The following is a 24,262-nucleotide window of genomic DNA, read 5'->3' as shown; positions in this document are numbered from 1 at the left end:
TGGAAGCACTGTAAGGTGTGGAGTTGACTGGTGCTGATAGGCCGAGGACTTGCTCACAAAGATTGCTACGCACCCACTATACGGTATCTGGAACAACAACCAGGCCACGGTTGTTGATAATAGAAGATTGTGTCATTCGTGTTCTGGCACTCGTAGGTTTCCTGCCCTTTGTGGGGTGGGGTTGAGGGTTGTCGGTGGCGATGGCGGGGAGGGTCCGCCCGGTCCCATTCCGAACCCGGTAGCTAAGCTCCCCAGCGCTGATGGTACTGCACTCGACAGGGTGTGGGAGAGTAAGACACCGCCGACACATTATTTAAAGGGGCCGACCGGACCCGTCCTTGGGGACGGATCTCCGGTCGGCCCCTTCTTTTTCCGGGAGCCGGTGCGGCGTTGTTCGAGTGCCGCACGGTTCACACGAGTTGCCCCCGCTCACATCAGGGGTGCCACCCGCCACGACCCGCCATCAGGTGGGACTACCCTGGTGGGAACTTCAGTATTTTCTGCTTCAGGAGGTTCGGTGTCCGGTTCCGATGACAGGCGCGGCGGTCCTCGCCGCGGGGCCGGCGCCGGCCGAGGCGGCCAGGGTGGCCGCGGAAACTTCGATCGGCGCGGTTCTCATGGCGGTCCCCCCCGGGACCGCGACGGTGGCGGCCCGCGTCGCTTCGGCGACCGCGACAATCGCGGCTACCGCAATGATCGCGACGACCGGAACCGGGACGACCGGGGCGGCCGCGACAACTTCAGCGGCGGCCGCGACCGATTCCGCGGTCAGGGCGGGCGCCCAGGCGGTGCCCGCGACGACCGCGGTGGCTTCCGCCGCGACTCCGACAACCGCGACAACCGTTTCCGCCGCGACGACAGGCGTGACGACCGCGGCGGCTTCCGGCGTGACGACCGCGACGACCGGCCGCGCCGCTTCAACGAGCAGAACGGCCGGGACCGCGGCTTCGACCGCCGTGACGACCGCCCGCGTCGCGATGACCGCGGCGGCTTCCGCCGCGATGACCGTCGCGACGACCGTGGCGGCTTCCGCCGGGACGACCGTCGCGACGACCGTGGCGGCTTCCGCCGGGACGACCGTCGCGACGACCGTGGCGGCTTCCGCCGGGATGACCGGCGTGATGACCGTGGCGGTTTCCGGCGTGACGATCGCCCGCGTCGTGATGACTTCCGCCGCGACGACAGGGGACGCGACGACAGGGGACGCGACGACCGTCGCGACTTCCGGCGCGATGACCGCCGGGACGACCGTGGACAGGATGACCGCGGCCGCCGTGACTTCCGGCGCGACGATCGACCGCGTCGCGACAACTTCCGTCGCGACGACCGAGGCCGCGATGACCGGGGACGCGACGACCGCCCACGCCGTGACGACCGTGGCGGGTTCCGCAAGGATGACCGTGGCGGGTTCCGCAAGGACGACCGTGGCGGGTTCCGCAAGGACGATCGTGGTGGGTTCCGCAAGGATGACCGCCGTGACGATCGGGGCGGTTTCCGCCGCGACGATCGTCGCGATGACCGCGGTGGCTTCCGCCGTGACGACCGGCCCGGGAAGCCCCGCTTCGACGACCGCCGCCGTGACGACCGCCCGCGCGACGACCGCCCGCGCGACGACCGCCCTCGCGATGACCGCCCTCGTGACGACCGCCCTCGTGACGACCGCCCTCGTGATGACCGCCCTCGTGATGACCGGCCGCGCCGGGACGACCGTCGTGATGACCGCCGGCGGGACGACCGGCCGCGCCCGCAGGGCGACCGGTTCGAGCGCGACCGCGGCGGGCGCCCGGACCGGGACCGTCGTGGTGGGGACCACCGCGGCGGAGACCGCCGGGGCGGGCCGCGCGACGGTGGCCGCCGGGACCGGGGTGGCTTCCGGCACGACTCGCCGCGGGCTGAGTCGCGGGACGAGGCCGCCGTCGAGTCGGCGCCGAGGCCGGAGGAGCCCCAGCTGCCCGAGGGCCTGGCGCCCGGTGATCTCGACATCGAGATCCGCCGCGAGCTGCTGACGCTGCCCAAGGGCCTGGCCGACAACGTCGCGCTGCACTTGATCGCCGCCGGTCAGCTGATCGACTCGGAGCCGGAGCGCGCCCTGGAGCACGCGCGGTATGCGCGTCAGCGGGCACCGCGCATTCCTTCGGTGCGCGAGGGCAACGGCCTCGCCGCCTACCTGACGGGCGAGTGGAACGAAGCGCTTTCGGAGCTGCGCGCCGCCCGGCGGATGGCCGGCGGTCCCGGGCACCTGGCGATCATGGCCGACTGCGAGCGCGCGATGGGGCGTCCGGAGCGCGCTGTGGAGCTCAGCCGCAGCGAGGAGGCCACCCAGCTCGACCAGGAGGACTCGGTCGAGCTGCGCATCGTCGCCGCGGGTGCGCGCCGGGACCTCGGTGAGATCGAGGCGTCGGTGGTGAGTCTGCAGATCGCGGAGCTGGACCCGAAGCGCCAGGAGCCGTGGAGCGCGCGCCTGTTCTACGCCTACGCCGACAACCTGGCGGCGGCCGGACGGGAGCGGGAAGCCTTCACCTGGTTCGTGCACGCGGCCAACGCCGACGACGAGGAAGAGACCGACGCCCCCGACCGCCTCGAGGAGCTCGCCGAGAAGCTGGGCGGCCCGGACGTGGTCGAGGAGCTCGTCACCGAGGCAGAGGCGGCCGAGATCGGCGACGACGATGACCTCGACGACGACGCTGCTGAGGTCGACGACGACTTCGACGAGCTCGACGAGACGCTCGAAGAAGACGACGAAGAGGCCGATTCCGAAGCGGCCGCAGATGACAAGGCCGTCGACGACGAAGCGGCGGATGACAAGGCGGCCGAGCAGGACGCCGATGCCGGCAACGCAGGAGGAGGCGCGCGAGCGCAGTGAGCGGCACGCTTCTCGACGGCCATGATGTCGTGCTGTTCGACCTCGACGGCACGGTGTTCCGCGGCGGTGAACTCGTCCCCGGTGCGCTGGAGGCGATCCAGGAAGTGCACCGCCGCGGCGTCCCGGTCCGCTACGTGACCAACAACGCGTCCAAGCCGGACCAGGCCGTGGCCGACCACCTCGTCGGCCTCGGCCTGGACGCGGACCGGACCGAGGTGAGCACCAGCGCCCAGGCCGGTGCCGCGATGCTGGCCGAGAAGCTGCCGCCGGGGTCGAAGGTGCTGGTCGTCGGTTCGCCGGCGCTGGTGTCCGAAGTGGACCAGGCGGGGCTGGTGCCGGTCCGCGGGTTCGCCGACGAGCCGGTCGCGGTCGTGCAGGGGCTGTACACCGAGATCGGGTACCGCGACCTCACCGAGGCGTGCCTGGCGATCCGCGCCGGCGCGCTGTGGGTCTCCTGCAACGGCGACCGCACGCTGCCGACCGAGCGCGGCCTGGCGCCCGGAAACGGTGCGCTCGTCGCGCTCGTGCAGGCGGCCACCGATCAGGAGCCGCTGGTGGCGGGAAAGCCCGAGCGGCCGCTGCTGGACCGGGCCGTCGCTTCCGCCGGGGCCGAGGCGCCGCTGATGGTCGGCGACCGGCTCGACACCGACATCGCGGGCGCGGTCAACGCCGGGATGCCGGTGCTGATGGTGCTGACCGGCGTCAGCACGGCGCGGGACCTGCTGGAAGCCACCGCCGACATGCGGCCCGGCTACGTCGGCGCGGATCTCCGCGCCCTGAACCAGCCCGCCGACGAGGTCGCGATCGGCGGGCAGCCCGGGTGGCAGGTCAGCGTCGGCAGCGGCTCGCTGGAACTGGCCGCACAGGCCGGGGAACAGCCGGGCGATGCGATTTCCGCGCTCCGCGCGCTCTGCGCCGCGTGGTGGGCGGCGTCGTCGGGGCCGGTCGCCGTGCGCGGAGCCGACGAGCGCGCGCAGGATGCGTTGAAGGAACTGGGTTTGGCCTGACCCGCGCATGTCGCGGCGGCGGCGTCGGGGCGTTCCGCTAGCGTGGATGCGTCGCCGCTACAGCCATCGCGGCGTGATCGATGGGAGCAGGAGCGGATGACCTCTCCGTGGCAGCAGGCGCCGAATCCCGCGATGCTGGCGCGCCCGGCCGACGACGGTCAGCCGGCGGTCGACGCCATCGCGGCGGCGGTGGCCCGTCTCGACGAGGTGCGGGAACTGCCGGTCGCCGAGCACGTCGGACGGTTCGAGGCGGTGCACGCCGCGCTCACCGATGCGCTGTCGAAGGCGGACACCCTCCTCTCCGGAACGAGTGCACACAGGAGCTGAAGGTAGTGCCACGCAAGGCGCGGTTGGATGCCGAACTGGTTCGTCGCGGGCTTGCCCGATCCCGTGAACACGCCGCGGAACTGGTCACCGCCGGGCGGGTGAGCGTGCGCGGCATGGTGGCCAGCAAGGCCGCGACCGCGGTCGAGATCGACGCCCCGGTGGTGGTAGCCGAGGACGTCGACGATCCGGGCTGGGCGTCGCGCGGCGCGTACAAGCTGGTGGGGGCGCTGGAAGCGTTCGAGCCGGCCGGGCTGACCGTCGCCGGCCGCCGCTGCCTGGACGCCGGCGCGTCCACCGGCGGGTTCACCGATGTGCTGCTGCGCCGCGAAGCGCGCGAGGTGGTGGCCGTCGACGTCGGTTACGGGCAGCTGGTCTGGAAGCTGCAGACCGATGAACGGGTGCGGATCCACGACCGGACGAACGTGCGGTCGCTGACCCCGGAGGACATCGGCGGCCAGGTGGACCTGGTGGTGGCCGACCTGTCGTTCATCTCGCTGAAGCTGGTGCTGCCCGCGCTGGCCGCCTGCGCCACGCCGGAAGCCGATCTGGTGCCGATGATCAAACCGCAGTTCGAGGTGGGCAAGCAGCGGCTAGGCTCGGGTGGCGTGGTACGCGATCCCGAGCTGCGGGCGGAAGCGGTCCTCGAGGTCGTGCGGTTCGCCGCCGATCTGGGCCTAGGCCTGCGCGGTGTCGTGGCCAGCCCGTTGCCCGGTCCGTCGGGCAACGTCGAGTACTTCGCCTGGCTGCGGCCCGGCGCGAGCACCGATGCGGATGCGGCGGAGGCGCTCGTGTTGGACGCGGTCCGGCAGGGACCCCAGACTTCAGGCAAGAGCTCGCACCGTTGAAGGAGTGGAGTTGACCCGAGAGGTGCTGCTGGTGGTGCACACCGGCAGGCAGCACAACATGCGCACCGCGGAGAAGGTCGCCGGTCAGCTCATCGACGCGGGCCTGTGCGTGCGGGTGCTCGCGGAGGAGGCCCCGGAGCTCAGCTCCGACTGCTACCTCCGGGTGGTCGAGCCCGGCCCGGAGGCGGCCGCGGGCACGGAACTCGTCCTGGTGCTGGGCGGTGACGGGACGCTCCTGCGCGCCGCGGAAATCGCGCGGCTGGCCGACGTGCCGGTCTTCGGGGTGAACCTCGGCCGGGTCGGGTTCCTGGCCGGGGCCGATTCCGACGCGCTCGACGAGGCGGTGGCCGCCGTCGTCGAGTCCCGCTACTACGTCGAGGAGCGGATGACCATCGAGGTCACCGCGAAGCTCGACGGCGAGGTCCTGGCCCGCACCTGGGCGCTGAACGAGGCGAGCGTCGAGAAGAGCAGCCGGGAGCGGATCCTGGACCTGGTCGTGGAGGTCGACGGCCATCCGGTGTCGGCGTTCGGCTGCGACGGCGTGCTGTGCTCCACCCCGACCGGTTCCACGGCGTACGCGTTCTCCGCGGGCGGCCCGGTGGTGTGGCCGGAGGTGCAGGCACTGCTGGTCGTGCCGAGCAACGCGCACGCGCTCTTCGCCCGCCCGCTGGTGGTGTCGCAGAAGTCGTTGGTGGCGCTGGAGATCGACCAGCACGGCCACCACGCGGTGCTGTTCTGCGACGGGCAGCGGCAGTTCGACCTGCCGCCGGGCGCGCGGGTCGAGGTGGTCGCGGGGAGCACGCCGCTGCGCCTGGTGCGGCTGCACGACACGGCCTTCACCGATCGCCTGGTGCGCAAGTTCGAGCTCCCGGTCCAGGGCTGGCGCGGCCCCGCCACCGCCCGCTGATCCGCGGCGGCGCCGCCCGCACAGCTGCAAACAGCCACAATTTCAATTCATGCGCTGATCACCCCAGCGGGGCACCACTGCTCGGGGGATGCGGATAGGGTGCTTGATGTGTTGGCGGAGATGCGCATCCAGGGACTGGGCGTCATCGACGACGCCACGCTCGCACTGCATGCCGGCCTGACCGTGGTCACCGGTGAGACCGGCGCCGGTAAGACGATGGTGGTCACCGGGCTGCACCTGCTCGGTGGTGGTCGGGCCGATGCCTCGCGCGTCCGGTCCGGTGCGCAGCGTGCCGTCGTGGAGGGCCGGTTCCAGACGACGATCGACTCGCCGGCGGCCAAGGTCGCCGCCGATGCCGGGGCCGAACCCGACGACGACGGCAGCCTGATCGCGGTGCGGACCGTGACGGCCGACGGCCGGTCTCGAGCGCACCTCGGCGGTCGGTCGGTGCCCAACGCCGTGCTTTCCGAGCTGGCGGAGCAGGTGTTGGCCGTGCACGGCCAGAACGACCAGCTGCGGCTGCTGCGGTCCGGCGAGCAGCGCGCGGTGCTGGACCGGTTCGCCGGCGAGCCCGTGCTGCACGTGCTCGCCGACTACCAGCGGGTCCGCGCGGAGTGGGCCGAGGCGGTGCGGGAGCTCGCCGAGCGCACCGAGCGCTCGCGGGAACTGGCCAGGGAAGCGGAGCTGCTGCGGCACGGGCTGGCCGAGATCGAGGCCGTCGCCCCGGAATCCGGCGAGGACGTCGCGCTGGTCGACGAGGCGCGGCGGCTCGCGGACGTCGACCAGCTCCGGGAGATCGCGACGGGGGCCCATCTGGCGCTCACCGGCGCGGTCGACGGCGACCCGGATGCGCCGGGTGCGATCGGCCTGATCGGCGAGGCGCGGCGGCGTCTCGGCGGCGCCGAGGACCCGGCGCTGCGGGAGCTGGAGCCGCGGGTGGCCGAGGCCGTCGCGGTGCTGGCCGACGTGGGCGGCGAGCTCGGCGGCTACCTGGACCGGCTGGACGCCGACCCGGCCCGGCTGGAGCAGGTGCTGGCCCGGCAGGCCGAGTTGAAGCAGCTGACCAAGAAGTACGCCGCGGACGTCGACGGGGTGCTGGCGTGGGCCGACGAAGCGCGCGGCCGGCTGTCCGGGATGGACACCTCCGAGGAGGCGCTGGCGGCGCTGGCCGCGCGGCGCGACGAACTCGCGGTCGAGCTCGCCGAGCACGCGGTCGCGGTGTCGGAGGCGCGGAAGGAAGCCGCGGTGGGGCTCTCCGCGGCGGTTTCCGAAGAACTCGACGGGCTGGCGATGCCGCAGGCGCGGCTGGAGGTCGTCGTCGAGCCGAAGGAAGCCGATTCCGGCGACCCGAACGCGCTGCCCGTGCGGGGCCGGACCCTGCACGCCGGCCCGGACGGGGTCGACGAGGTCGAGCTGCAGCTGATCGCGCACTCCGGTGCGCCCGCGCTGCCGATCCACAAGGGCGCCTCGGGCGGTGAGCTGTCCCGGGTGATGCTGGCGCTGGAGGTCGTGCTCGCCGACGCGGACACGGTGCCGACGCTGGTCTTCGACGAGGTCGACGCCGGTGTCGGCGGACGGGCCGCGGTGGAGATCGGGCGGCGGCTGGCCCGCCTGGCCCGGACGCACCAGGTCGTGGTCGTCACCCACCTGCCGCAGGTCGCCGCCTACGCCGATCGTCATCTGGTGGTGGACAAGGGCGCCGCGGACGGCGGGCTGACCCGCAGCGACGTGCGGGTCGTCGCCGACGAGCGGCGGGTCGTCGAGCTGGCGCGGATGCTGGCCGGGATGGATTCCACGGAGACCGGCCGGGCCCACGCGGAGGAGCTCCTGGACACCGCGACGGCCTACAAGCTGGCGCAGGCCCGCTTCCGGCGGCGCGGCAAGGCGGCTCCCAAGAAGCGGGAACGCAGCGGCAAGTAGGCCGTTCGGCCCAACGGCATCGGCGTGGCGTACCAACGACAGGTGATCGATTTGTCACCATCGGTGCATGAAACTCAGCGGTCTGCTTGCCCGTCAGCAGGAAAGCCTGCCCGGTGTGGTCGGGATCGCCAGGGTGGAGCGGCGCCCGGGTGATGTGCTGCGCCGGGTCCGGTCCGGCGACATCGCGGTGATCGATCACGCGGACCTGGACCGGCGCACGGCCGAAGCGCTGGTCTCGGCCGGGGTGATCGGGGTGGTCAACGCGGCCCCGTCGATCTCCGGGCGCTACCCGAACCTCGGGCCGGAGGTGCTGCTGTCGGCAGGCATCGCGCTGGTCGACGGGGTCGGCCCCGAGTTCACGCACCGGATCAAGGACGGCGCGAAGATCCGGCTGCACGAGGGCGGCGTGTTCGTCGGGGAGCGGGAGGTCGGGCGCGGGACCTCGCAGGACGCCAACTCCGTCGCCGACCTGCTCATCGAGGCGAAGGCCGGGATGTCGACGCAGCTGGAGGCGTTCTCGGCGAACACCATCGAGTTCCTGCGCAAGGAGCGGACGCTGATCCTCGACGGCATCGGCGTGCCCGAGCTCGGCATCTCGGTGGAGGGGCGCCAGGTGCTCGTGGTGGCGCCGGGCTACGGCCACGCCGACGACCTGCAGCGGCTGAAGAAGTACATCCGCGAGTACCGGCCGGTGCTGATCGGGGTGGAGGGCGGCGCCGAGACGCTGCGCAAGGCCGGGTACAAGCCGGACGTCATCGTCGGCGACCCGGACACCATCGCGACCGCCACCCTCAAGTGCGGCGCGGAGCTCGTGATCCCGGCGCATCTCGACGGGCACGCGCCCGGTCTGGAGCGCATACAGGACCTGGGAATCGGCGCGGTGACGTTCCCGGCGTCCGGGAACCCGGAGGACCTGGCGCTGCTGCTCGCCGACGCGCACAAGGCGAGCCTGGTGATCACGGTCGGGTTCCACGCCACGCTGGGCGAATTCCTCGACCGCGGGCGTTCCGGCTCGAACCCGTCGACGTTCCTCACCCGGCTCCGGTTGGGCAGCAAGGTCATCGACGGGGCCGCGGTGGCGACGCTGCAGCGCAGCCGGACGCCGGTCGGCGCGATCGTGCTGCTGGTGCTCGCGGTGCTGCTGGTGGCCGCCGTGGCGCTGGTGGTCTCCGGGCTGGGCACCGCGTTCGTGGGGCTGGTCGCCGACACCGCAGGGTCCGTCTTCGCTTATCTCAAGGGGCTTTTCTCGTGATCTCGTTGCGGTACCACATCGTGTCGATCGCTGCGGTCTTCCTGGCGCTGGCCGTGGGCGTCCTCGTCGGCTCCACGTCCCTCAGCGGCCGGCTGCTGGCGGGCGTCGGTGACGAGCAGCGGTCCCTGCAGGCGCAGGTCGACGACCTCAACGCCGAGCGGGCGACGCTCAAGACGCAGGTCGCGGTCGCGGACACGTTCGGCTCCGCGGTCGGGCCGATGGCCGTGCAGGGCCAGCTGGCGCAGCGCAGCGTCGTGCTGATCACCTCCGACGACGCCGACGACCAGCAGCGCGACGCGGTCGGGCAGCTGCTGCGCGCGGCGGGTGCGGACGTCACCGGCGAGGTGCGGCTGGGCGAGGCGTTCGCCGACCCGGGCCGGGCGGACCAGTTGCGGCGCGTGGTCACCGAGCTGCTGCCCGCCGGGGTGCAGCTGCCCACGGCGGCGGATCCCGGCACCATGGCCGGCGGCCTGATCGGGCCGCTGGCGCTGCTGAACCCGCAGAGCGGGCAGCCGCAGACCGGCGACCAGGAGCGGGCGGCGGCGTTCGCGGGCCTGGCCGACGGCGGCTTCGCGACCGCCTCGCCGGGTCTGCGGCCCGCGCAGCTCGCCGTGGTGCTCACCGGCAGCCGGATCGAGAGCGACGGGGCGGGCGACAAGGCCGCGACGCTGGCCCGCTTCGCGGCGCAGCTCGACCGCGCCGGCCAGGGCGCGGTGCTCGCCGGTGGCGCGGGCTCGGCGGACGGGACCGGGCCGGTCGGCGTCGTGCGCGCGGATCCGGCGCTGGCGTCGTCGTTGTCCACGGTGGACAACCTGGACAGCGCCTCGGGGCGGGTGGCGATCGTGCTGGCGTTGCGGGAGCAGGCCGAGCGGCAGGCCGGGCACTACGGCGTCGCGAGCAGCGCGCAGGGCCCGGTGCCGGAGACCCGGGGCTAGTGTTGATGCTCACCGCGGCGGCCCATCGCGGCGGATGCGGGCGGTGACCGGCGGGTAGGCCGCCGGATGGCGGTTGACCTGGCCGGTCGCCCCGAAGCCGTGCGGCGGGTCTCGGTGCACGGCCCCGGTGGTCGTGCGTTAGGCTGGAATTCCGTGGGAGCGACGGATCCAGCCGTCCTGCCAGTGCAGAAATCCAGCCAGGCGACGGCTTGACCACGGGGAGCTTTTGTTGGTGCCGCAAGCACGCACGATCAAGCACGTTTTCGTCACGGGGGGCGTGGCCTCCTCGTTGGGTAAGGGGCTCACGGCATCCAGCCTGGGCGAACTGCTGACCTCCCGCGGCCTGCGGGTGACCATGCAGAAGCTCGACCCGTACCTGAACGTCGATCCGGGAACGATGAACCCGTTCCAGCACGGTGAGGTGTTCGTGACCGAGGACGGCGCCGAGACCGACCTCGACATCGGGCACTACGAGCGGTTCCTGGACCGCGACCTGACCCGCAACGCCAACGTGACGACCGGCCAGGTGTACTCGGCGGTCATCGCCAAGGAGCGCCGCGGCGAGTACCTGGGCGACACGGTGCAGGTGATCCCGCACATCACCGACCAGATCAAGGCCCGGATCCGGGCGATGGCCGAGCCGGACGAGGACGGCCGCACGCCGGACGTGGTGATCACCGAGGTCGGCGGCACGGTCGGCGACATCGAGTCGCTGCCGTTCCTGGAGGCCTGCCGGCAGGTCCGGCACGACGTCGGCCGGGACAACTGCTTCTTCCTGCACGTGTCGCTGGTGCCGTTCCTGGCGCCTTCGGGCGAGCTGAAGACCAAGCCGACGCAGCACTCGGTTGCGGCGCTGCGCAACATCGGCATCCAGCCCGACGCGCTCGTGTGCCGGGCGGACCGGGACCTGCCGGAGGACCTCAAGCGCAAGATCGCGCTGATGTGCGACGTGGACTCGGACGGCGTGGTGGCCTGCCCGGACGCGCCGTCGATCTACGACATCCCGCGGGTCCTGCACGGCGAGGGCCTGGACGCCTACCTGGTGCGGCGGCTCGGGCTGCCGTTCCGCGACGTCGACTGGTCGGTGTGGGGCGACCTGCTGGACCGGGTGCACAACCCGTCGGAGCGGGTGCGGATCGCGCTGGTCGGCAAGTACGTCGACCTGCCCGACGCCTACCTGTCGGTCACCGAGGCGCTGCGCGCCGGTGGGTTCGCGCACCGGGCGAAGGTGGAGATCTCCTGGGTCGGCTCGGACACCTGTGAGACCGACGCGGGCGCGGCGCAGGCGCTGTCCGGGATGGACGGCGTGCTGATCCCTGGCGGCTTCGGCGTGCGCGGCATCGAGGGCAAGCTGGGCGCGATCCGCTACGCGCGGACCAACGGCATCCCGCTGCTGGGGCTGTGCCTGGGCCTGCAGTGCATGGTGATCGAGGCGGCGCGTTCGCTGGCCGGTCTGGAGCGGGCCAACTCCACGGAGTTCGAGGAGCCCGCCAAGCACCCGGTGATCAGCACGATGGCCGACCAGCACGACGTGATCTCCGGTGACCGGGACATGGGCGGCACCATGCGGCTCGGTTCGTACCCGGCGAAGCTGCAGGAGGGCTCGATCGTCGCCGAGGCGTACGGCTCCACCGAGGTCGCCGAGCGCCACCGGCACCGCTACGAGGTGAACAACTCCTACCGGGACCGGTTGGGCAAGGCGGGCGTGGTGTTCTCGGGCACCTCCCCGGACGACCGGCTGGTGGAGTTCGTCGAGCTGCCGCGCGAGGTGCACCCGTTCTTCGTGGGCACCCAGGCGCACCCGGAGCTCAAGAGCCGTCCCACCCGCCCGCACCCGCTGTTCGCGGCGTTCGTGAAGGCGGCCCTGGACTACCGCGCCGCGGAACGGCTGCCGGTCGAGCTGGAGCCCGTCCAGGAGCCGGCACCCAGTGCGTGATCTTCGTTCGAGCTGAGGAATGCTCCGATACCGGCCTGCGTGGCGGTGCGGGTAGCGGAACCTCAGACGTCTTCTCGCTGTGGGATCCCCGACATCATGAATGCCAATTCACCACGTCGGGGCTGTCCTCGCGAGAAGACGTCTGAGAACCCGCGGCGGTGCGAGCTGAGTCCCGCACCGCAAGCGGCTGCCGCCGCTTTGAAAACAGACTTTAAAGTGGCGGCGTGGACACGACGGAGCACGGTGTCGCGCGCACCGACGGCGAGCACGAATTCACCACCCTGGCCAGCGAGGACGTGTACGTGGGGAAGATCCTCGCGTTGCGGGCCGACGTGGTCGGGATGCCCGGCGGCGGGCACGCGCGCCGCGAGGTCGTCGAGCACCTCGGGGCGGTCGCGGTGGTGGCGGTGGACGAGCACGACCAGGTCGTGCTGATCCACCAGTACCGGTATCCGCTCGGCCGGCGGCTCTGGGAGCTGCCGGCCGGGCTGCTGGACGTGGCGGGCGAGGAGCCGGTGCGCACGGCGCAGCGGGAGCTCGCCGAGGAGGCGGGGCTCGCGGCGCGGGACTGGTCGGTGCTGGTCGACGTCGCCACCTCGCCGGGCTTCACCGACGAGTGCATCCGGGTGTTCCTGGCCACTGGACTGTCCGATGTGGATCGTCCGGCGGCGGTCGGGGACGAGGAGGCGGACCTGGTGATCCGGCGCTTCCCGTTGGCCGAGGCGGTGCGGATGGCGCTGGCCGGGGAGATCGTCAACGGTCCCGGCGTGGCCGGGCTGCTCGCCGCCCAGGCGGTCCGCGACGGCCGGGGGCAGCCGCGCCCGGTGGACGCCGAATGGCCGGACCGGCCCCAGCGCTTCGCCGCCCGGTGAGGGGTTTCGAGGAGCTGCCGCCGGACCTGCGCGGGGCGATCACCGGATACCTCGACCACCTCGCCGTCGAGCGCGGCACCGCCCGCAGCACCCTCGACTCCTACGCCAGGGATTTGCGCCGGTACGCCGAATTCCTGGTCGGGGAGGGGATTTCCGGGCTCGCCGAGGTGCGCTCGGAGCACCTGTCCGGATTCCTGGCCGAGCTGCGGGAAGGCACCGAGCAGCGGCCCGCGCTCGCACCTTCGTCCTCGGCGCGGGCCCTGGTCGCCGCCCGCGGGCTGCACCGGTTCGCGCATGCCGAAGGGCAGCTGGCGGTCGACGTCGCGCGCGAGGTCGCGCCGCCGAGCCTGCCCAAGCGGCTGCCCAAGGCGCTGCCCATCGACGACGTCGGGAAGCTGCTCGACCACGCAGGTGGCGACGACGCCCGGGGCATGCGGGACCGGGCGCTGCTGGAGCTGCTGTACTCGACGGGGGCGCGGATCTCCGAAGCGGTCGGGCTGGACCTCGACGACATCGACGGCACCAACCGCACGGTCCTGCTGGACGGCAAGGGCGGCCGCCAGCGGCTGGTGCCCATCGGCCGGCCGGCGCTGGCGGCGCTGGACGCGTACCTGGTGCGCGCCCGGCCCGGCCTGGCGGCGCGCGGGCGCGGAACCGCCGCGGTGTTCCTCAATTCGCGCGGAACCCGGCTGTCCCGGCAAAGCGCGTGGAACGCGTTGAAGGTCGCCGCGCAGCGCGCCGGCATCGGCGGCTCGGTTTCGCCGCACGTGCTGCGGCACTCCTTCGCCACGCACCTGGTGGAGGGCGGCGCCGACGTCCGCGTGGTGCAGGAACTGCTGGGCCACGCCTCGGTCACGACGACGCAGGTCTACACCCTGATCACGGTCAACACGCTGCGGGAGGTCTACGCGACGGCCCATCCGCGCGCACACGCTTCGGAGTGAGTTGGTGACGCTGCGAATGCGGGGCGGCGGCGCAGGGGGTAGACGTTGATCACACGGAGATCACAGGGAACTTCCGATACGTCGGCGAGGCGCGTTGCCGCTGGTAACGAATGCCACTTAGGCTGCGTTTGATCGCCACCGGCACCAAAGGAGTCAGATCGCCATGTCGCTACCGCAGCCCGCCGCCGAAGGGCGGCCCCGGGGCGCGGTCGACCTGAGCATCGCCCCGGAGACGACGGGTCGTGCGGAGGATGTCGGCCTGGCGCCGAATCCGCGCGGTCTCGGTCCGACTGGCCGGCCACGTCGGCACATCCCGGAGCCGCCGCTGCTGGACCGGCACGGTCCCGCGTCGGTGCTCGCGATGTGCAACCAGAAGGGCGGCGTCGGGAAGACCACGTCGACGATCAACCTCGGCGCAGCGCTGGCGGAGTACGGGCGCCGGGTGCTGCTGGTGGATTTCGATCCGCAGGGCGCGCTCTCGGTCGGCCTCGGGGTCCAGCCGCACCAGCTCGACCAGACCATCTACAACGTGATCATGGAGCGCCCGGTCTCCGTCCAGGACGTGGTGCGGCAGACCAGCGTCGAGGGCATGGACCTGCTGCCCAGCAACATCGACCTCTCCGCGGCCGAGGTGCAGCTGGTCGCCGAGGTGGGCCGGGAGCAGACCCTGCACCGGGTGCTGCAGCCGGCGCTGGGGGAGTACGACTACGTGCTGGTGGACTGCCAGCCCTCCCTGGGCCTGCTGACGGTGAACGCGTTGGCCGCGGCGGACGGCGTGATAATCCCGTTGGAGTGCGAGTTCTTCAGCCTGCGCGGCGTGGCGCTGCTGATCGACACCATCGAGAAGGTCCGGGAGCGGCTGAACCCGAAGCTGGAGATCAGCGGCATCCTGGCGACCATGTTCGACCCGCGCACGCTGCACTCCCGCGAGGTGATGGCGCGCGTCGTGGAGGCGTTCGGCGACATCGTCTTCGACGCCGTGATCAACCGGACGGTGCGGTTCCCGGAGACCACCGTGGCCGGCGAGCCGATCACCCGCTGGGCGCCCCGCTCGGCCGGCGCGCAGGCGTACCGGGAGCTGGCGCGCGAGGTGATCGCCCGATGACGCGGCGGGTCGCCCTGCCCGGCGCGGCCGAACTCTTCCGTACTACTGTTCCTCGGACGGATCATGCGGAGCAGCCGGAGCCGGAGCCGGCTCAGCCTGCGGCTGGGCGGTCCGGTACGGGTCGGCGCAAGCACGATTCGAAGATCACCGTGTACGTGTCCGACGAGGAGTTGCTGGGCTTGGAGCAGGCGCGGCTGGCATTGCGGGCCGACCACGGCATCGCCGTGGACCGGGGCCGGGTGGTGCGGGAGGCGGTTGCGGTGGTGCTCGCCGACCTCGACCGCAACGGCGCGGACTCGGTGCTGGTCCGGCGCCTCCAGGAGCCCGGCGAGTGACAGACCCCGCGGTACCGGAGGAACGGTCCAGCGAGGACTCCGGCGCAAGCGGCCGGTTCACGGTGCGCCTGGAGAACTTCGAAGGCCCCTTCGACCTGCTGCTGCAGCTGATCTCGCAGCACCAGCTGGACGTCACCGAGGTGGCGCTGCACAAGGTCACCGACGAGTTCATCGCCTACACCAAGGCGCTCGGCGAGCAGTGGGACCTGGACGAGACCACCGAATTCCTGGTGATCGCCGCGACCCTGCTGGACCTGAAGGCGGCGCGGCTGCTGCCCTCCGCGGAAGTGGAGGACGAGGCCGACCTGGCGCTGCTGGAGGCCCGCGACCTGCTCTTCGCCCGGTTGCTGCAGTACCGCGCGTACAAGCAGGTCGCCGCGTTGTTCGGCGAGCTGGAGGCCGGGGCGCTGCGGCGCTACCCGCGCTCGGTGTCGGTGGAGGAGCGGTTCGCGAACCTGCTGCCGGAGGTGCAGATCGGGGTCTCGCCGCAGCGGTTCGCCGAGGTCGCGGCCGCGGTGTTCCGGCCGAAGCCGCCGCCGACCGTTTCGCTGGACCACATCCACCAGCACGGCGTTTCGGTGCGCGAGCACGCGGCGCTGCTGCGGGTGCGGCTGGCGGAGAAGGGCAGTGCGACGTTCGGGGAGCTCGTGTCCGACTGCGGGCACACCGTCGAGGTGGTGGCCCGGTTCCTGGCCCTGCTGGAGCTCTACCGGGAGAAGGTCTTGCAGTTCGAGCAGGAGAGCCCGCTGGGCGAGCTGCTCGTGCGCTGGGTGGGCGGCAGCGTGGCGGAGGCTCAGGTCGAAGCCGATGCGCAGCGCGCCAACCAGGAGGAAGAGGAGTACGGGTGACGGCAGCGAACGACGAGAGCCCCGAGGCGCCCGCGACGGAGTCCGAGGCGGTGGAGACGGCGGGCGTGCCGGACCTGACCTCCGACAGCGCGCTCGATGCCGCGTTGGAGGCGCTGCTGCTCGTGGTGGACGTGCCGGCGGGCGAGGAATTGCTGGCCGACACGCTGGAGCAGCCGGTGGCCCGGATCCGGGTCGCGCTGCGGCGGCTCTCCGACGGTTACGCCGACGCCGAGCGGGGTATTGACCTGCGGCGAGTCGGGGACGGTTGGCGGTTCTACACGCGGGATGCGTACGCGCCGTACGTGGAGCGGTACCTGCTGGACGGGCAGCGCTCGAAGCTGACGCGCGCCGCGCTGGAGACGCTCGCGGTGATCTCCTACCGGCAGCCCGTGACGCGTTCGCGGGTCGCGGCAGTACGGGGTGTGAACGTCGATGGCGTCATCCGTACCCTGGTGGGGCGCGGCCTTATCGAAGAGGCCGGAACCGACCCGGAGACGGGCGGCATCCTGTACTGCACGACCGAGCTGTTCCTGGAGCGGCTGGGGCTGTCGTCGCTGAAGGAGTTGCCGCCGCTCGCCCCCTTGTTGCCCGAAGTGGATTCGATTGATGACGTCTGAGCACCGTTCCCCGTCCAGCAAAGCCGATTCCGAAGGCGTGCGGCTGCAGAAAGTGTTGTCCCAGGCCGGGGTGGCGTCGCGGCGCGCGGCCGAGGAGATGATCGTCGAGGGTCGGATCGAGGTCGACGGCGAGCTCGTCACCGAGCTGGGGCGGCGCGTCGACCCGGCGACCGCGGTGATCCACGTGGACGGCAACCGGGTCATGGTCAACGACGACCTGACGCACCTGCTGCTGAACAAGCCGACCGGCATCCTGTGCACCATGTCGGACGACAAGGGGCGCCCGTGCATCGGTGACTACCTGCGGGAACGCCAGGGCAAGCTGTTCCACGTGGGCCGGCTGGACCAGGACACCGAGGGCCTGCTGCTGATCACCAACGACGGGGAGCTGGCGAACCGGCTGATGCACCCGAAGTACAAGGTGCGCAAGACCTACCTGGCCGAGGTGCTCGGGTCGGTCCCGAAGGACCTGGGGCAGCGGCTGCGCGACGGCGTGGAGCTGGAGGACGGCCCGGTGAAGGTGGACCGGTTCAAGCTGGTCGACACGAACCAGAACCGGTCCCTGGTGGAGATCGTGCTGCACGAGGGCCGGAACCGGATCGTGCGGCGGCTGCTCAAGCACGTCGGCCTCCCGGTGCAGCGCCTGGTGCGGACGCGGATCGGCGACGTGCGGCTGACCAGCGAGCGCCCGGGCGCGATCCGGCCGCTGAACCGGCAGGAGATCGGCTCGCTGTACCGGGCCGTCGGCCTCTGACGTTCCTCGGGTCCTGTCTCGCGTCGGCGGGACCGGATCCGATATGTCTACAGCGTTAGTGACTTCAGTGTTGAGTGAAATTTGACGTCCGGAAGAGAGCCTTCGGCCGACCCCTCGGGGCCCGCCGAAGGCTCTTCGTTCAGGCCTTCTTGACCTGGCTGGGGAGGAAGAGCCGGGCCACCGGCTCGACGACCCGGGCCGCCACCGGGCCGAGGATCGCCATCAGCAGCACGTAGGCCGTGGCCAGCGCCGCGAGCTCGCCCGGCACCGCGCCGGAGGCGACCGCCAGGCCGGCGATGACGATGGAGAACTCGCCTCGGGCGACCAGCGCGGCGCCCGCCCGCAAGCGGCCCATCTTGCCCACGCCCTGCATCCGGGCGGCGAACCAGCCGGTGACCACCTTCGTCGCCACGGTCGCCACCGCCAGCAGCAGCGCGATCGGCAGCACGGGCGGGATCTGGCTGGGGTCGGTGTTCAGGCCGAACACGACGAAGAACAGCGCGGCGAACAGGTCGCGGAGCGGCTCCAGCATCCGGGTCGCGTTCGCCGCCGTGGACCCGGAGATCGCGATGCCCAGCAGGAACGAGCCGACCGCCGCCGAGACCTGCAGCTCCGAGGCGATGCCCGCGACCAGCAGCGCCGAACCCAGCAGGCGGAGCAGGAAGACCTCCGGATCGGGGCTGTCGATCAGGGCCGAGACGTACTTGCCGAACTTCAGCGCGACGACCAGCACCAGGGTGATCACGACCAGCGAGACCCCGACCGCGGTGAGGCCGCCGAGGAAGCTGACGCCGGCCAGCACGGCGGTCAGGATCGGCAGGTAGACGGCCATCGCCAGGTCTTCGAAGACCAGGATCGACAGGATCACCGGCGTTTCCCGGTTGCCGAGCCGGCCCAGGTCGCCGAGCACCTTCGCGACGATGCCGGAGGAGGAGATGTAGGTGACACCGGCCATGGTGAACGCGCCGAGCGGGCCCCAGCCCAGCAGCAGCGCCACCAGCGCGCCGGGCACCGCGTTCAGCACGATGTCGACGATGCCGGCCAGCCAGGAGCGGCGTAAGCCGGTGACGAGTTCACCCGCGGAGTACTCCAGGCCCAGCAGCAACAGCAGCAGGACCACGCCGATCTCGGACGCCAGGTGGGTGAACGGCTCGATGCCGTGCAGCGGGACGAGGCCGCCGGTGCCGAAGGCCAGCCCACCCAGCAGGTAGAGCGGGATCGGTGACACCCCGATTTTCCATGCGAGTCTCCCGAGGATGCCCAGACCGAAGAAAACCGCACCCAGCTCTATTAGGGAGATCGCCGTGTCGTGCACCGTGTTTCCTCTCGCGTGTTCCCTGCGTATGGAGTTGTTAGGGGTTCGGCACGCGTTGGACCGCCGTTGGTGACGCGTGTCCCGGTCCGGTGCCCGGGAAAGTGTGCGGAGCGGGCTGGATCAGCCCTTTTCCAGGATTTCGCTGGCTGCGCGCAGCCCCTTCGAGGTGCCCACGACGACCACCAGGTCGCCGGCGGCGAACACGAAGTCCGGTCGCGGCGAGGGATGCACGGTGCCGTCGCGGACGACGGCGACGATCGACACCGAGGTACGGGTGCGCATCTCGGTGTCGCCGAGGGTCCGGCCGTCGTACGGGGAGCCTTGGGCGACGGACAGCTGCCAGGTGGTGATCCCGGCGACCTCGCTCTGCTGCTCGTTGAGCTGCGCGACCAGTTGCGGGGCGCCCAGCAGGTTGGCCAGCGTGCTGGTCTCGGTGGTGGTCAGCGCGACCGAGGCGGCCACCTTGTCCGGGTCCTCGTGGTCGGAGACGATCAGCTCGAACCGGCCGTCGCGATAGGTGATCACGCCGATGCGGTGGCCGGAGCGGGTGGTGAAGTCCTGCTGCGTGCCGAGCCCCGGCAAGGGGGTCACTGTTACGTCCACGATCACGACTGTATTAGGAGATCTTTCGCATTTGTCCCGCGGTCCGGATGGATCTGGACGCGATTGGGATGCGCGCGGGCGGACCAGGCAGAATGGACGGTTGGTCCGGCCGGTGCCGGGCCGATCGGTTCCGGCTCGGGAAGGACATGCACGTGGCACACGCCAGGCTCCGCGGTGTGGTGGCGCTCGACGGCCCTTCGGGCACCGGCAAGTCGACGGTGTCCCGGAAGTTGGCGTCCGCGTTGGGGGCGACCTACCTCGACACCGGCGCGATGTACCGGGCCGCGACGCTGGCCGTGCTGCGCGCGGAGGTCGAGCCGTCGGATTCGGCCGAGGTGGCGCGGGTGGTGCGGGCGGCGGCGCTGATCGTGGGCACCGACCCGGAGCAGCCGTCGGTGTCGCTGGACGGCGCGGACGTGGGGCAGGAGATCCGCGGCCCGGAGGTGACCGGCGCGGTGTCGGCGGTGTCGGCGGTCGCCGAGGTTCGTGAGCAGCTGGTCGCCCAGCAGCGGCGGCTGATCGGCGAGGCGCTGGAGTCGCCGGGCGGCATGGTCGTCGAGGGCCGGGACATCGGCACCGTGGTGGTGCCGGATGCGGGCCTGAAGGTCTACCTGACGGCTTCCGCGCACGCCCGCGCGCAGCGCCGCACGGCGCAGGACGTGTCCGAGGGCCGCGCCGGCGACCTGGACCGCACCCACGCCGACGTGCAGCGCCGGGACGCGCTGGATTCCGGGCGGAAGGTGGCGCCGCTGCGGAAGGCCGATGACGCGGTCGAGCTGGACACCACGGATCTGGACGTGGTGGAGGTGCTCGAGCAGCTGCACAAGCACGTGGAGAGCCGTGGCCTGCTGGCCGGGGCGGAGCGGACGACACCATGAGCGACGAGACCCTGCCCGAGGGCGCGACCGGCGGCTTGCACCGGTTCGGCCAGTGGATTTCGCGGCGGATCGTGCGGTTGCCGTACCGGGTGCGGATCCACGGTGCGGAGCGGATTCCGCGCACCGGGCCGGTGGTGCTCGTGGCCAACCACAGTTCGATGGCCGACGGGCCGCTGCTGTTCGGAATGATCCCGCGCAACGCGGTGTTCCTGATCAAGCAGGAGATGTTCCGCGGGCCGCTGGGCTGGTTCCTGCGCCGCATCGGGCAGATCGGGGTGCGCCGCGGCGAACCCGACCGCACGCCGCTGCTGGCGGCGGTGCGGGTGCTGCGGGCCGGCGGGTTGGTCGGGGTGTTCCCGGAGGGCACCCGCGGCGACGGCGATGTGGCGAACGCGCAGCACGGGGCGGCGTGGTTGGCGCGGGCGTCGGAGGCACAGGTCCTGCCGGTGGCCTGCCGGGGCACGCGTCGTCCGGAGGGCACGGGCCGTAGGCTGCTACCCAGGATCGACGTGTTGTTCGGGGAGCCGATCACGCTGCCGGCGGGCAAGGGCCGCACCGGGCTGGTCGTGGCGACCGAGGCGGTGCGCACCGAACTGGTCGAGCTGATCGCCGAGTTGGATCGGCTGGTCGCGGACCAGGACCAAGACTATTCGAGAGGGAAACGAGCGTGACCGACGAGTCGGTGGAAGGCCTGGACGGCACGTGGTCCGACGAGGCCGAGTGGGCTGAGTTCGACGAGGTCGAAGCGGCCGAGGGCGAGGCGCCGCCGAAGCCGCAGCCGGTGCTGGCCGTGGTCGGCCGCCCGAACGTGGGCAAGTCGACGCTGGTGAACCGGCTGCTGGGCCGCCGGGAAGCCGTCGTGCAGGACGTCCCGGGCGTGACCCGGGACCGGGTTGCCTACGACGCGCTGTGGAACGGGCGCCGCTTCACGCTGGTCGACACCGGTGGGTGGGAGCCGGACGCCAAGGGCCTGCAGGCGTCGGTGGCGGCGCAGGCGGAGCTGGCCATGCACACCGCGGACGCGGTGCTGCTGGTGGTGGATGCCCGGGTCGGCGCGACCGAGACGGAAGCGGCCGTGGCCAGGGTGCTGCGGCGGTCCAAGCGGCCGGTGCTGCTGGCCGCGAACAAGGTCGACGACCAGCGCGGCGTCTCCGACGTGCATTCGCTGTGGTCGCTGGGGCTGGGCGAGCCGAGGCCGGTCAGCGCGCTGCACGGGAGCGGTTCCGGTGACCTGCTGGACGCCGTGCTGGACGCGTTCCCGGAGACGCCGCGCGAGATCTTCGGCGCGACGGGCGGGCCGCGGCGGGTCGCGTTGGTCGGCAAGCCGAACGTGGGCAAGTCGAGCCTGCTCAACAAGCTGACCGGGGAAGAGCGGTCGGTGGTGCACGACGTCGCGGGCACCACCGTGGACCCGGTGGACTCGCTGGTGGAGCTCGACGGCGAGGTGTGGCGGTTCGTCGACACCGCGGGGCTGCGCAAGCGCGTGAAGACCGCCAGCGGCACCGAGTACTACGCGTCGTTGCGCACCAAGGCGGCCATCGAGGCGGCCGAGGTGGCGATCATGCTCATCGATGCTTCGGAGCCGTTGAGCGAGCAGGACCTGCGGGTGCTCACCATGGTCGTGGAGGCCGGGCGGGCGCTGGTGATCGCCTACAACAAGTGGGACCTGGTCGACGAGGATCGCCGCCACCAGTTGGAGAAGGAGATCGACCGCGAGCTGGTGCGGGTGCGGTGGGCCGAGCGGGTCAACGTGTCGGCCAAGACCGGCCGGGCGGTGGCGAAGCTGGCGCCGACGCTGCGCACCGCGCTGGAGTCGTGGGACACCCGGATCCCGACCGGCCGGTTGAACGGCTGGCTTTCGGAGCTGGTCGCGGCCAACCCGCCGCCGGTGCGCGGTGGTCGGCAGCCGAAGATCCTGTTCGCCACGCAGGCGCAGTCGCGGCCGCCGACGATCGTGCTGTTCACCACCGGGTTCCTGGAGGCCGGGTACCGGCGGTTCCTGGAGCGCAAGTTCCGCGAGACGTTCGGGTTCGTGGGCAGTCCGGTGCGGATCTCGGTGCGGGTGCGGGAGCGCAAGGCGAAGGGTGGTCGTCGCTGATCACCGTGCGCTCGGGTGGCGTGCGCGCTGCGTTCACGCTGTCCCGATAATCTGCTGGCGGCGCTCGGAGCAGGGGAGGTGACCGAGTGGTGCGGGCTGAGGACGGCGGGGGGCCGATCCGTGTTGTGCTGGCCGATGACGAGGCCATGCTGCGGCGGGGCCTGCGGGTGTTGTTGGAGGCCGACGGCACGATCCGGGTGGTCGCCGAGGCGGGCAACGGCGATGAGCTGCTGGCGGCGGTGCGTGCGCACCGGGTGGACGTCGCGCTGATCGATGTGCAGATGCCCGGCAAGGACGGGTTGACGGCGTTGCGGACGTTGGCGGCGTTGGCGGATGCGCCGGTGGCGGCGGTGTTGACGACGTTCGACCTGGACGACTACGTGGCCGATGCCCTGCGGTTCGGGGCGCGTGGGTTCCTGCTCAAGGACGCCGAGCCGGCGATGCTGGTTCGGGCGGTGCACGACCTGGCGGCGGGTGGGGCGGTGCTGGATCCGCGGATCACGGCGCGGCTGTTGCCGAGGTTCCGCAGCGCGACCGACAACGCGCACGAGATGCAGCTGGTGCGGGGGTTGTCCGGGCGGGAGCGGCAGGTGCTCCAGCTGTTGGCCGATGGCCGGTCGAACGCCGACATCGGGGTTCGGCTCGGGCTGACCGAGGCGACGGTGAAGAGCTATGTGTCGACGGTGTTGAGCAAGCTCGGTGCGCAGAACCGGGTGCAGGCCGCGCTGATCGCACAGCGCGTGGCGGGCGACTTCCGGTGAGTTCGGGGCGCTGGCTGCGGCTCGGTGCCGAGGCTTTGGCCGTCGGGATTCCGGCTGCTGCGGTGCTGGCCGCGCCGGATCCGTTCGGGTACGCGGTGGTGTCCGGGTTGGTGGCCGCCGCGTTGTTGCCGTTGCGGCTGTGGTTGCCGTGGGTCTCGGTGTTGCTGTGCATGCCCGCGTTGGCCGGTGGCCTGGGTTGGCCGGCGACGGTTGTGGCTCTGTACGCGGTGGGGCGTGCGCGGCCGCGGGTGTCGACGCTGGTCGCGGGGGTTCTGCTGGCCATGGTGGTCGCGGTGACCCCGGTGCTGATCGCGCAGTCGCTCGGGGCGGGTTCGGTCGTCCTGACCTTTGCTTTCGTGCTGGCGGCCGCTGGCGCGCCGACCGCGTTGGGGATGTTGGTGTCGCTGCGGCAGCAGCTGGCCGACAGCCTGCGGCGGCTGGAGGCGGCCACCGCGGCGGAGCTGCGGGCGAAGGATGAGACGGCGCGCGCGGAGGAGCGGGCCCGGATCGCGCGGGAGATCCACGACGCGGTCGGGCATCACGTCACCCTGATCGCGGTGGAGTCGGCCGCGTTGGCGGCGACGACCGGTGATCCCGCCGCGCAGGAGACCGCGGGCCGGTTGCGCGGGTTGGCGAAGCAGGCGCTGGACGAGATGCGCGCGACGCTGGGGCTGGGCACGGCGGGGCAGCAGGTCGGGTTGGGCACGATCCCGGACCTGGTGGTGCGGGCGCGCGCAGCGGGCGTGGACGTGGAGCTGTCTTCCCAGCTCAGCGAGCCGTACGGGGTGCCGGCGGCGGTGGAGCGGGCCGCGTACCGGGTGGTTCAGGAGGCGCTGACGAATGCCTCCAAGCATGCGCCGGGCGCGGGGATCAAGGTGAGCCTGTTGTGCCGCGGAGGTTCGTTGCACATCGCCGTCAGCAACGGTGCTCCTGATCGTGCGCGACCGGCCGTCGAGGCCGGTAGCGGCGGGTCCGGGCTGGCGGGTTTGTCGGAGCGGGTGCAGATGGCGGGTGGGCGGCTGGACGCCGGGCCGTCCGCGGACGGTGGCTTCGAGCTGGTGGCCGTGCTGCCGCAGCAGCGCTGATCCGTATTCTTGGCCGCACGCCCGGCTTTGATCCACCACCTGGAACGGAGTGTGC

Annotated in this window: 24 protein-coding genes and 1 rRNA gene; 22 read left to right on the top strand and 3 right to left on the bottom strand. The window is 71.9% G+C overall.

The window, feature by feature from the left end; all coding sequences use genetic code 11:
* Nucleotides 1-190: 190 nt before the first annotated feature.
* Nucleotides 191-307, top strand: a 5S ribosomal RNA gene (gene rrf, locus AC07EQ_RS02855).
* A gap of 198 nt (nt 308-505) precedes the next feature.
* On the opposite strand, the gene AC07EQ_RS02850 is transcribed toward rrf, so the two are convergent.
* Entirely contained in the window at nt 506-2,044 is a 1,539-nt protein-coding gene (locus tag AC07EQ_RS02850; protein ID WP_478386220.1) for a hypothetical protein, read from the bottom strand.
* Here AC07EQ_RS02850 and AC07EQ_RS02845 point away from each other — a divergent pair, their 5' ends adjacent.
* From AC07EQ_RS02845 to AC07EQ_RS02770, 16 genes are all read left to right on the top strand, one after another.
* The gene (locus AC07EQ_RS02845; protein WP_478386219.1) at nt 2,045-2,863 is read left to right on the top strand and encodes a tetratricopeptide repeat protein; all 819 of its coding nucleotides are present in this window, start codon (nt 2,045-2,047) and stop codon (nt 2,861-2,863) included.
* On the top strand, nt 2,860-3,870 hold the full coding sequence (locus tag AC07EQ_RS02840) for an HAD-IIA family hydrolase (RefSeq protein ID WP_478386218.1): 1,011 nt from the start codon (nt 2,860-2,862) through the stop codon (nt 3,868-3,870). Before AC07EQ_RS02845 ends, AC07EQ_RS02840 begins: the two co-directional genes overlap by 4 nt.
* A 96-nt stretch (nt 3,871-3,966) precedes the next feature.
* Nucleotides 3,967-4,197 carry a hypothetical protein gene (locus AC07EQ_RS02835; protein ID WP_478386217.1) on the top strand — a complete coding sequence of 77 codons (231 nt, stop codon included), beginning with the start codon at nt 3,967-3,969 and terminating at the stop codon, nt 4,195-4,197.
* A gap of 5 nt (nt 4,198-4,202) precedes the next feature.
* Nucleotides 4,203-5,042: a TlyA family RNA methyltransferase gene (locus tag AC07EQ_RS02830; protein ID WP_478386216.1), complete on the top strand. Its 840-nt coding sequence runs from the start codon at nt 4,203-4,205 to the stop codon at nt 5,040-5,042.
* A gap of 4 nt (nt 5,043-5,046) precedes the next feature.
* Complete coding sequence (locus AC07EQ_RS02825) at nt 5,047-5,949, top strand: NAD kinase (RefSeq protein WP_268952008.1); 903 nt, start codon at nt 5,047-5,049, stop codon at nt 5,947-5,949.
* A 108-nt stretch (nt 5,950-6,057) separates the two neighbouring features.
* Complete coding sequence (recN, locus tag AC07EQ_RS02820; RefSeq protein WP_478386239.1) at nt 6,058-7,869, top strand: DNA repair protein RecN; 1,812 nt, start codon at nt 6,058-6,060, stop codon at nt 7,867-7,869.
* Between the two features lie 67 nt (nt 7,870-7,936).
* Nucleotides 7,937-9,121: a putative cytokinetic ring protein SteA gene (gene steA / locus AC07EQ_RS02815; RefSeq protein WP_478386215.1), complete on the top strand. Its 1,185-nt coding sequence runs from the start codon at nt 7,937-7,939 to the stop codon at nt 9,119-9,121.
* Entirely contained in the window at nt 9,118-10,056 is a 939-nt protein-coding gene (locus AC07EQ_RS02810) for a copper transporter (RefSeq protein ID WP_478386214.1), read from the top strand. The genes steA and AC07EQ_RS02810 overlap by 4 nt, the downstream gene beginning before the upstream one ends.
* A gap of 232 nt (nt 10,057-10,288) precedes the next feature.
* Nucleotides 10,289-11,992, top strand: coding sequence for a CTP synthase (locus AC07EQ_RS02805; RefSeq protein WP_452619009.1), 1,704 nt, complete (start codon nt 10,289-10,291; stop codon nt 11,990-11,992).
* A 224-nt stretch (nt 11,993-12,216) separates the two neighbouring features.
* Entirely contained in the window at nt 12,217-12,864 is a 648-nt protein-coding gene (locus AC07EQ_RS02800; protein WP_478386213.1) for an NUDIX domain-containing protein, read from the top strand.
* Nucleotides 12,828-13,808: a site-specific tyrosine recombinase XerD gene (locus AC07EQ_RS02795; protein WP_478386212.1), complete on the top strand. Its 981-nt coding sequence runs from the start codon at nt 12,828-12,830 to the stop codon at nt 13,806-13,808. The genes AC07EQ_RS02800 and AC07EQ_RS02795 overlap by 37 nt, the downstream gene beginning before the upstream one ends.
* Nucleotides 13,809-13,971: 163 nt before the next feature.
* Complete coding sequence (locus AC07EQ_RS02790; RefSeq protein WP_093277037.1) at nt 13,972-14,913, top strand: ParA family protein; 942 nt, start codon at nt 13,972-13,974, stop codon at nt 14,911-14,913.
* Complete coding sequence (locus tag AC07EQ_RS02785) at nt 14,910-15,248, top strand: hypothetical protein (protein WP_478386211.1); 339 nt, start codon at nt 14,910-14,912, stop codon at nt 15,246-15,248. The genes AC07EQ_RS02790 and AC07EQ_RS02785 overlap by 4 nt, the downstream gene beginning before the upstream one ends.
* Nucleotides 15,245-16,096 carry a segregation and condensation protein A gene (locus AC07EQ_RS02780; RefSeq protein ID WP_478386210.1) on the top strand — a complete coding sequence of 284 codons (852 nt, stop codon included), beginning with the start codon at nt 15,245-15,247 and terminating at the stop codon, nt 16,094-16,096. The genes AC07EQ_RS02785 and AC07EQ_RS02780 overlap by 4 nt, the downstream gene beginning before the upstream one ends.
* The gene (gene scpB, locus AC07EQ_RS02775) at nt 16,093-16,713 is read left to right on the top strand and encodes an SMC-Scp complex subunit ScpB (protein ID WP_478386209.1); all 621 of its coding nucleotides are present in this window, start codon (nt 16,093-16,095) and stop codon (nt 16,711-16,713) included. The genes AC07EQ_RS02780 and scpB overlap by 4 nt, the downstream gene beginning before the upstream one ends.
* Entirely contained in the window at nt 16,703-17,467 is a 765-nt protein-coding gene (locus AC07EQ_RS02770; protein WP_093277029.1) for a pseudouridine synthase, read from the top strand. The genes scpB and AC07EQ_RS02770 overlap by 11 nt, the downstream gene beginning before the upstream one ends.
* 139 nt (nt 17,468-17,606) lie before the next feature.
* Here AC07EQ_RS02770 and AC07EQ_RS02765 read toward each other — a convergent pair whose 3' ends face one another.
* Entirely contained in the window at nt 17,607-18,782 is a 1,176-nt protein-coding gene (locus tag AC07EQ_RS02765; RefSeq protein ID WP_478386208.1) for a cation:proton antiporter, read from the bottom strand.
* A gap of 120 nt (nt 18,783-18,902) precedes the next feature.
* Nucleotides 18,903-19,385 (bottom strand): cation:proton antiporter regulatory subunit, encoded by a 483-nt coding sequence (locus tag AC07EQ_RS02760; RefSeq protein WP_132493366.1) that lies wholly within the window; start codon nt 19,383-19,385, stop codon nt 18,903-18,905.
* 146 nt (nt 19,386-19,531) lie between these two features.
* Here AC07EQ_RS02760 and cmk point away from each other — a divergent pair, with 146 nt between their 5' ends.
* The 5 genes from cmk to AC07EQ_RS02735 all read left to right on the top strand — a co-directional run bounded on the left by cmk (nt 19,532) and on the right by AC07EQ_RS02735 (nt 24,207).
* On the top strand, nt 19,532-20,263 hold the full coding sequence (gene cmk, locus AC07EQ_RS02755; protein ID WP_478386207.1) for a (d)CMP kinase: 732 nt from the start codon (nt 19,532-19,534) through the stop codon (nt 20,261-20,263).
* Nucleotides 20,260-20,934: a lysophospholipid acyltransferase family protein gene (locus AC07EQ_RS02750; RefSeq protein WP_478386206.1), complete on the top strand. Its 675-nt coding sequence runs from the start codon at nt 20,260-20,262 to the stop codon at nt 20,932-20,934. The genes cmk and AC07EQ_RS02750 overlap by 4 nt, the downstream gene beginning before the upstream one ends.
* Complete coding sequence (gene der, locus AC07EQ_RS02745) at nt 20,931-22,361, top strand: ribosome biogenesis GTPase Der (RefSeq protein ID WP_478386205.1); 1,431 nt, start codon at nt 20,931-20,933, stop codon at nt 22,359-22,361. Before AC07EQ_RS02750 ends, der begins: the two co-directional genes overlap by 4 nt.
* An 89-nt stretch (nt 22,362-22,450) precedes the next feature.
* Nucleotides 22,451-23,122 (top strand): response regulator, encoded by a 672-nt coding sequence (locus tag AC07EQ_RS02740; RefSeq protein ID WP_478386238.1) that lies wholly within the window; start codon nt 22,451-22,453, stop codon nt 23,120-23,122.
* Nucleotides 23,119-24,207, top strand: coding sequence for a sensor histidine kinase (locus AC07EQ_RS02735; protein WP_478386204.1), 1,089 nt, complete (start codon nt 23,119-23,121; stop codon nt 24,205-24,207). The genes AC07EQ_RS02740 and AC07EQ_RS02735 overlap by 4 nt, the downstream gene beginning before the upstream one ends.
* Nucleotides 24,208-24,262: the final 55 nt, after the last annotated feature.

This window comes from Saccharopolyspora sp. NPDC045839 (genome assembly GCF_056431645.1).
Note: the sequence above shows the minus strand (reverse complement) of the source record. Positions and strands in the feature narration are given on the sequence as shown.

Coding starts and splice junctions, on each gene's coding strand:
- AC07EQ_RS02790 (WP_093277037.1), top strand. CDS start 13,972: ATGTCGCTACCGCAGCCCGCCGCCGAAGGGCGGCCCCGGGGCGCGGTC.
- AC07EQ_RS02750 (WP_478386206.1), top strand. CDS start 20,260: ATGAGCGACGAGACCCTGCCCGAGGGCGCGACCGGCGGCTTGCACCGG.
- AC07EQ_RS02795 (WP_478386212.1), top strand. CDS start 12,828: ATGGCCGGACCGGCCCCAGCGCTTCGCCGCCCGGTGAGGGGTTTCGAG.
- AC07EQ_RS02835 (WP_478386217.1), top strand. CDS start 3,967: ATGACCTCTCCGTGGCAGCAGGCGCCGAATCCCGCGATGCTGGCGCGC.
- steA (WP_478386215.1), top strand. CDS start 7,937: ATGAAACTCAGCGGTCTGCTTGCCCGTCAGCAGGAAAGCCTGCCCGGT.
- AC07EQ_RS02785 (WP_478386211.1), top strand. CDS start 14,910: ATGACGCGGCGGGTCGCCCTGCCCGGCGCGGCCGAACTCTTCCGTACT.
- AC07EQ_RS02770 (WP_093277029.1), top strand. CDS start 16,703: ATGACGTCTGAGCACCGTTCCCCGTCCAGCAAAGCCGATTCCGAAGGC.
- cmk (WP_478386207.1), top strand. CDS start 19,532: ATGCACGTGGCACACGCCAGGCTCCGCGGTGTGGTGGCGCTCGACGGC.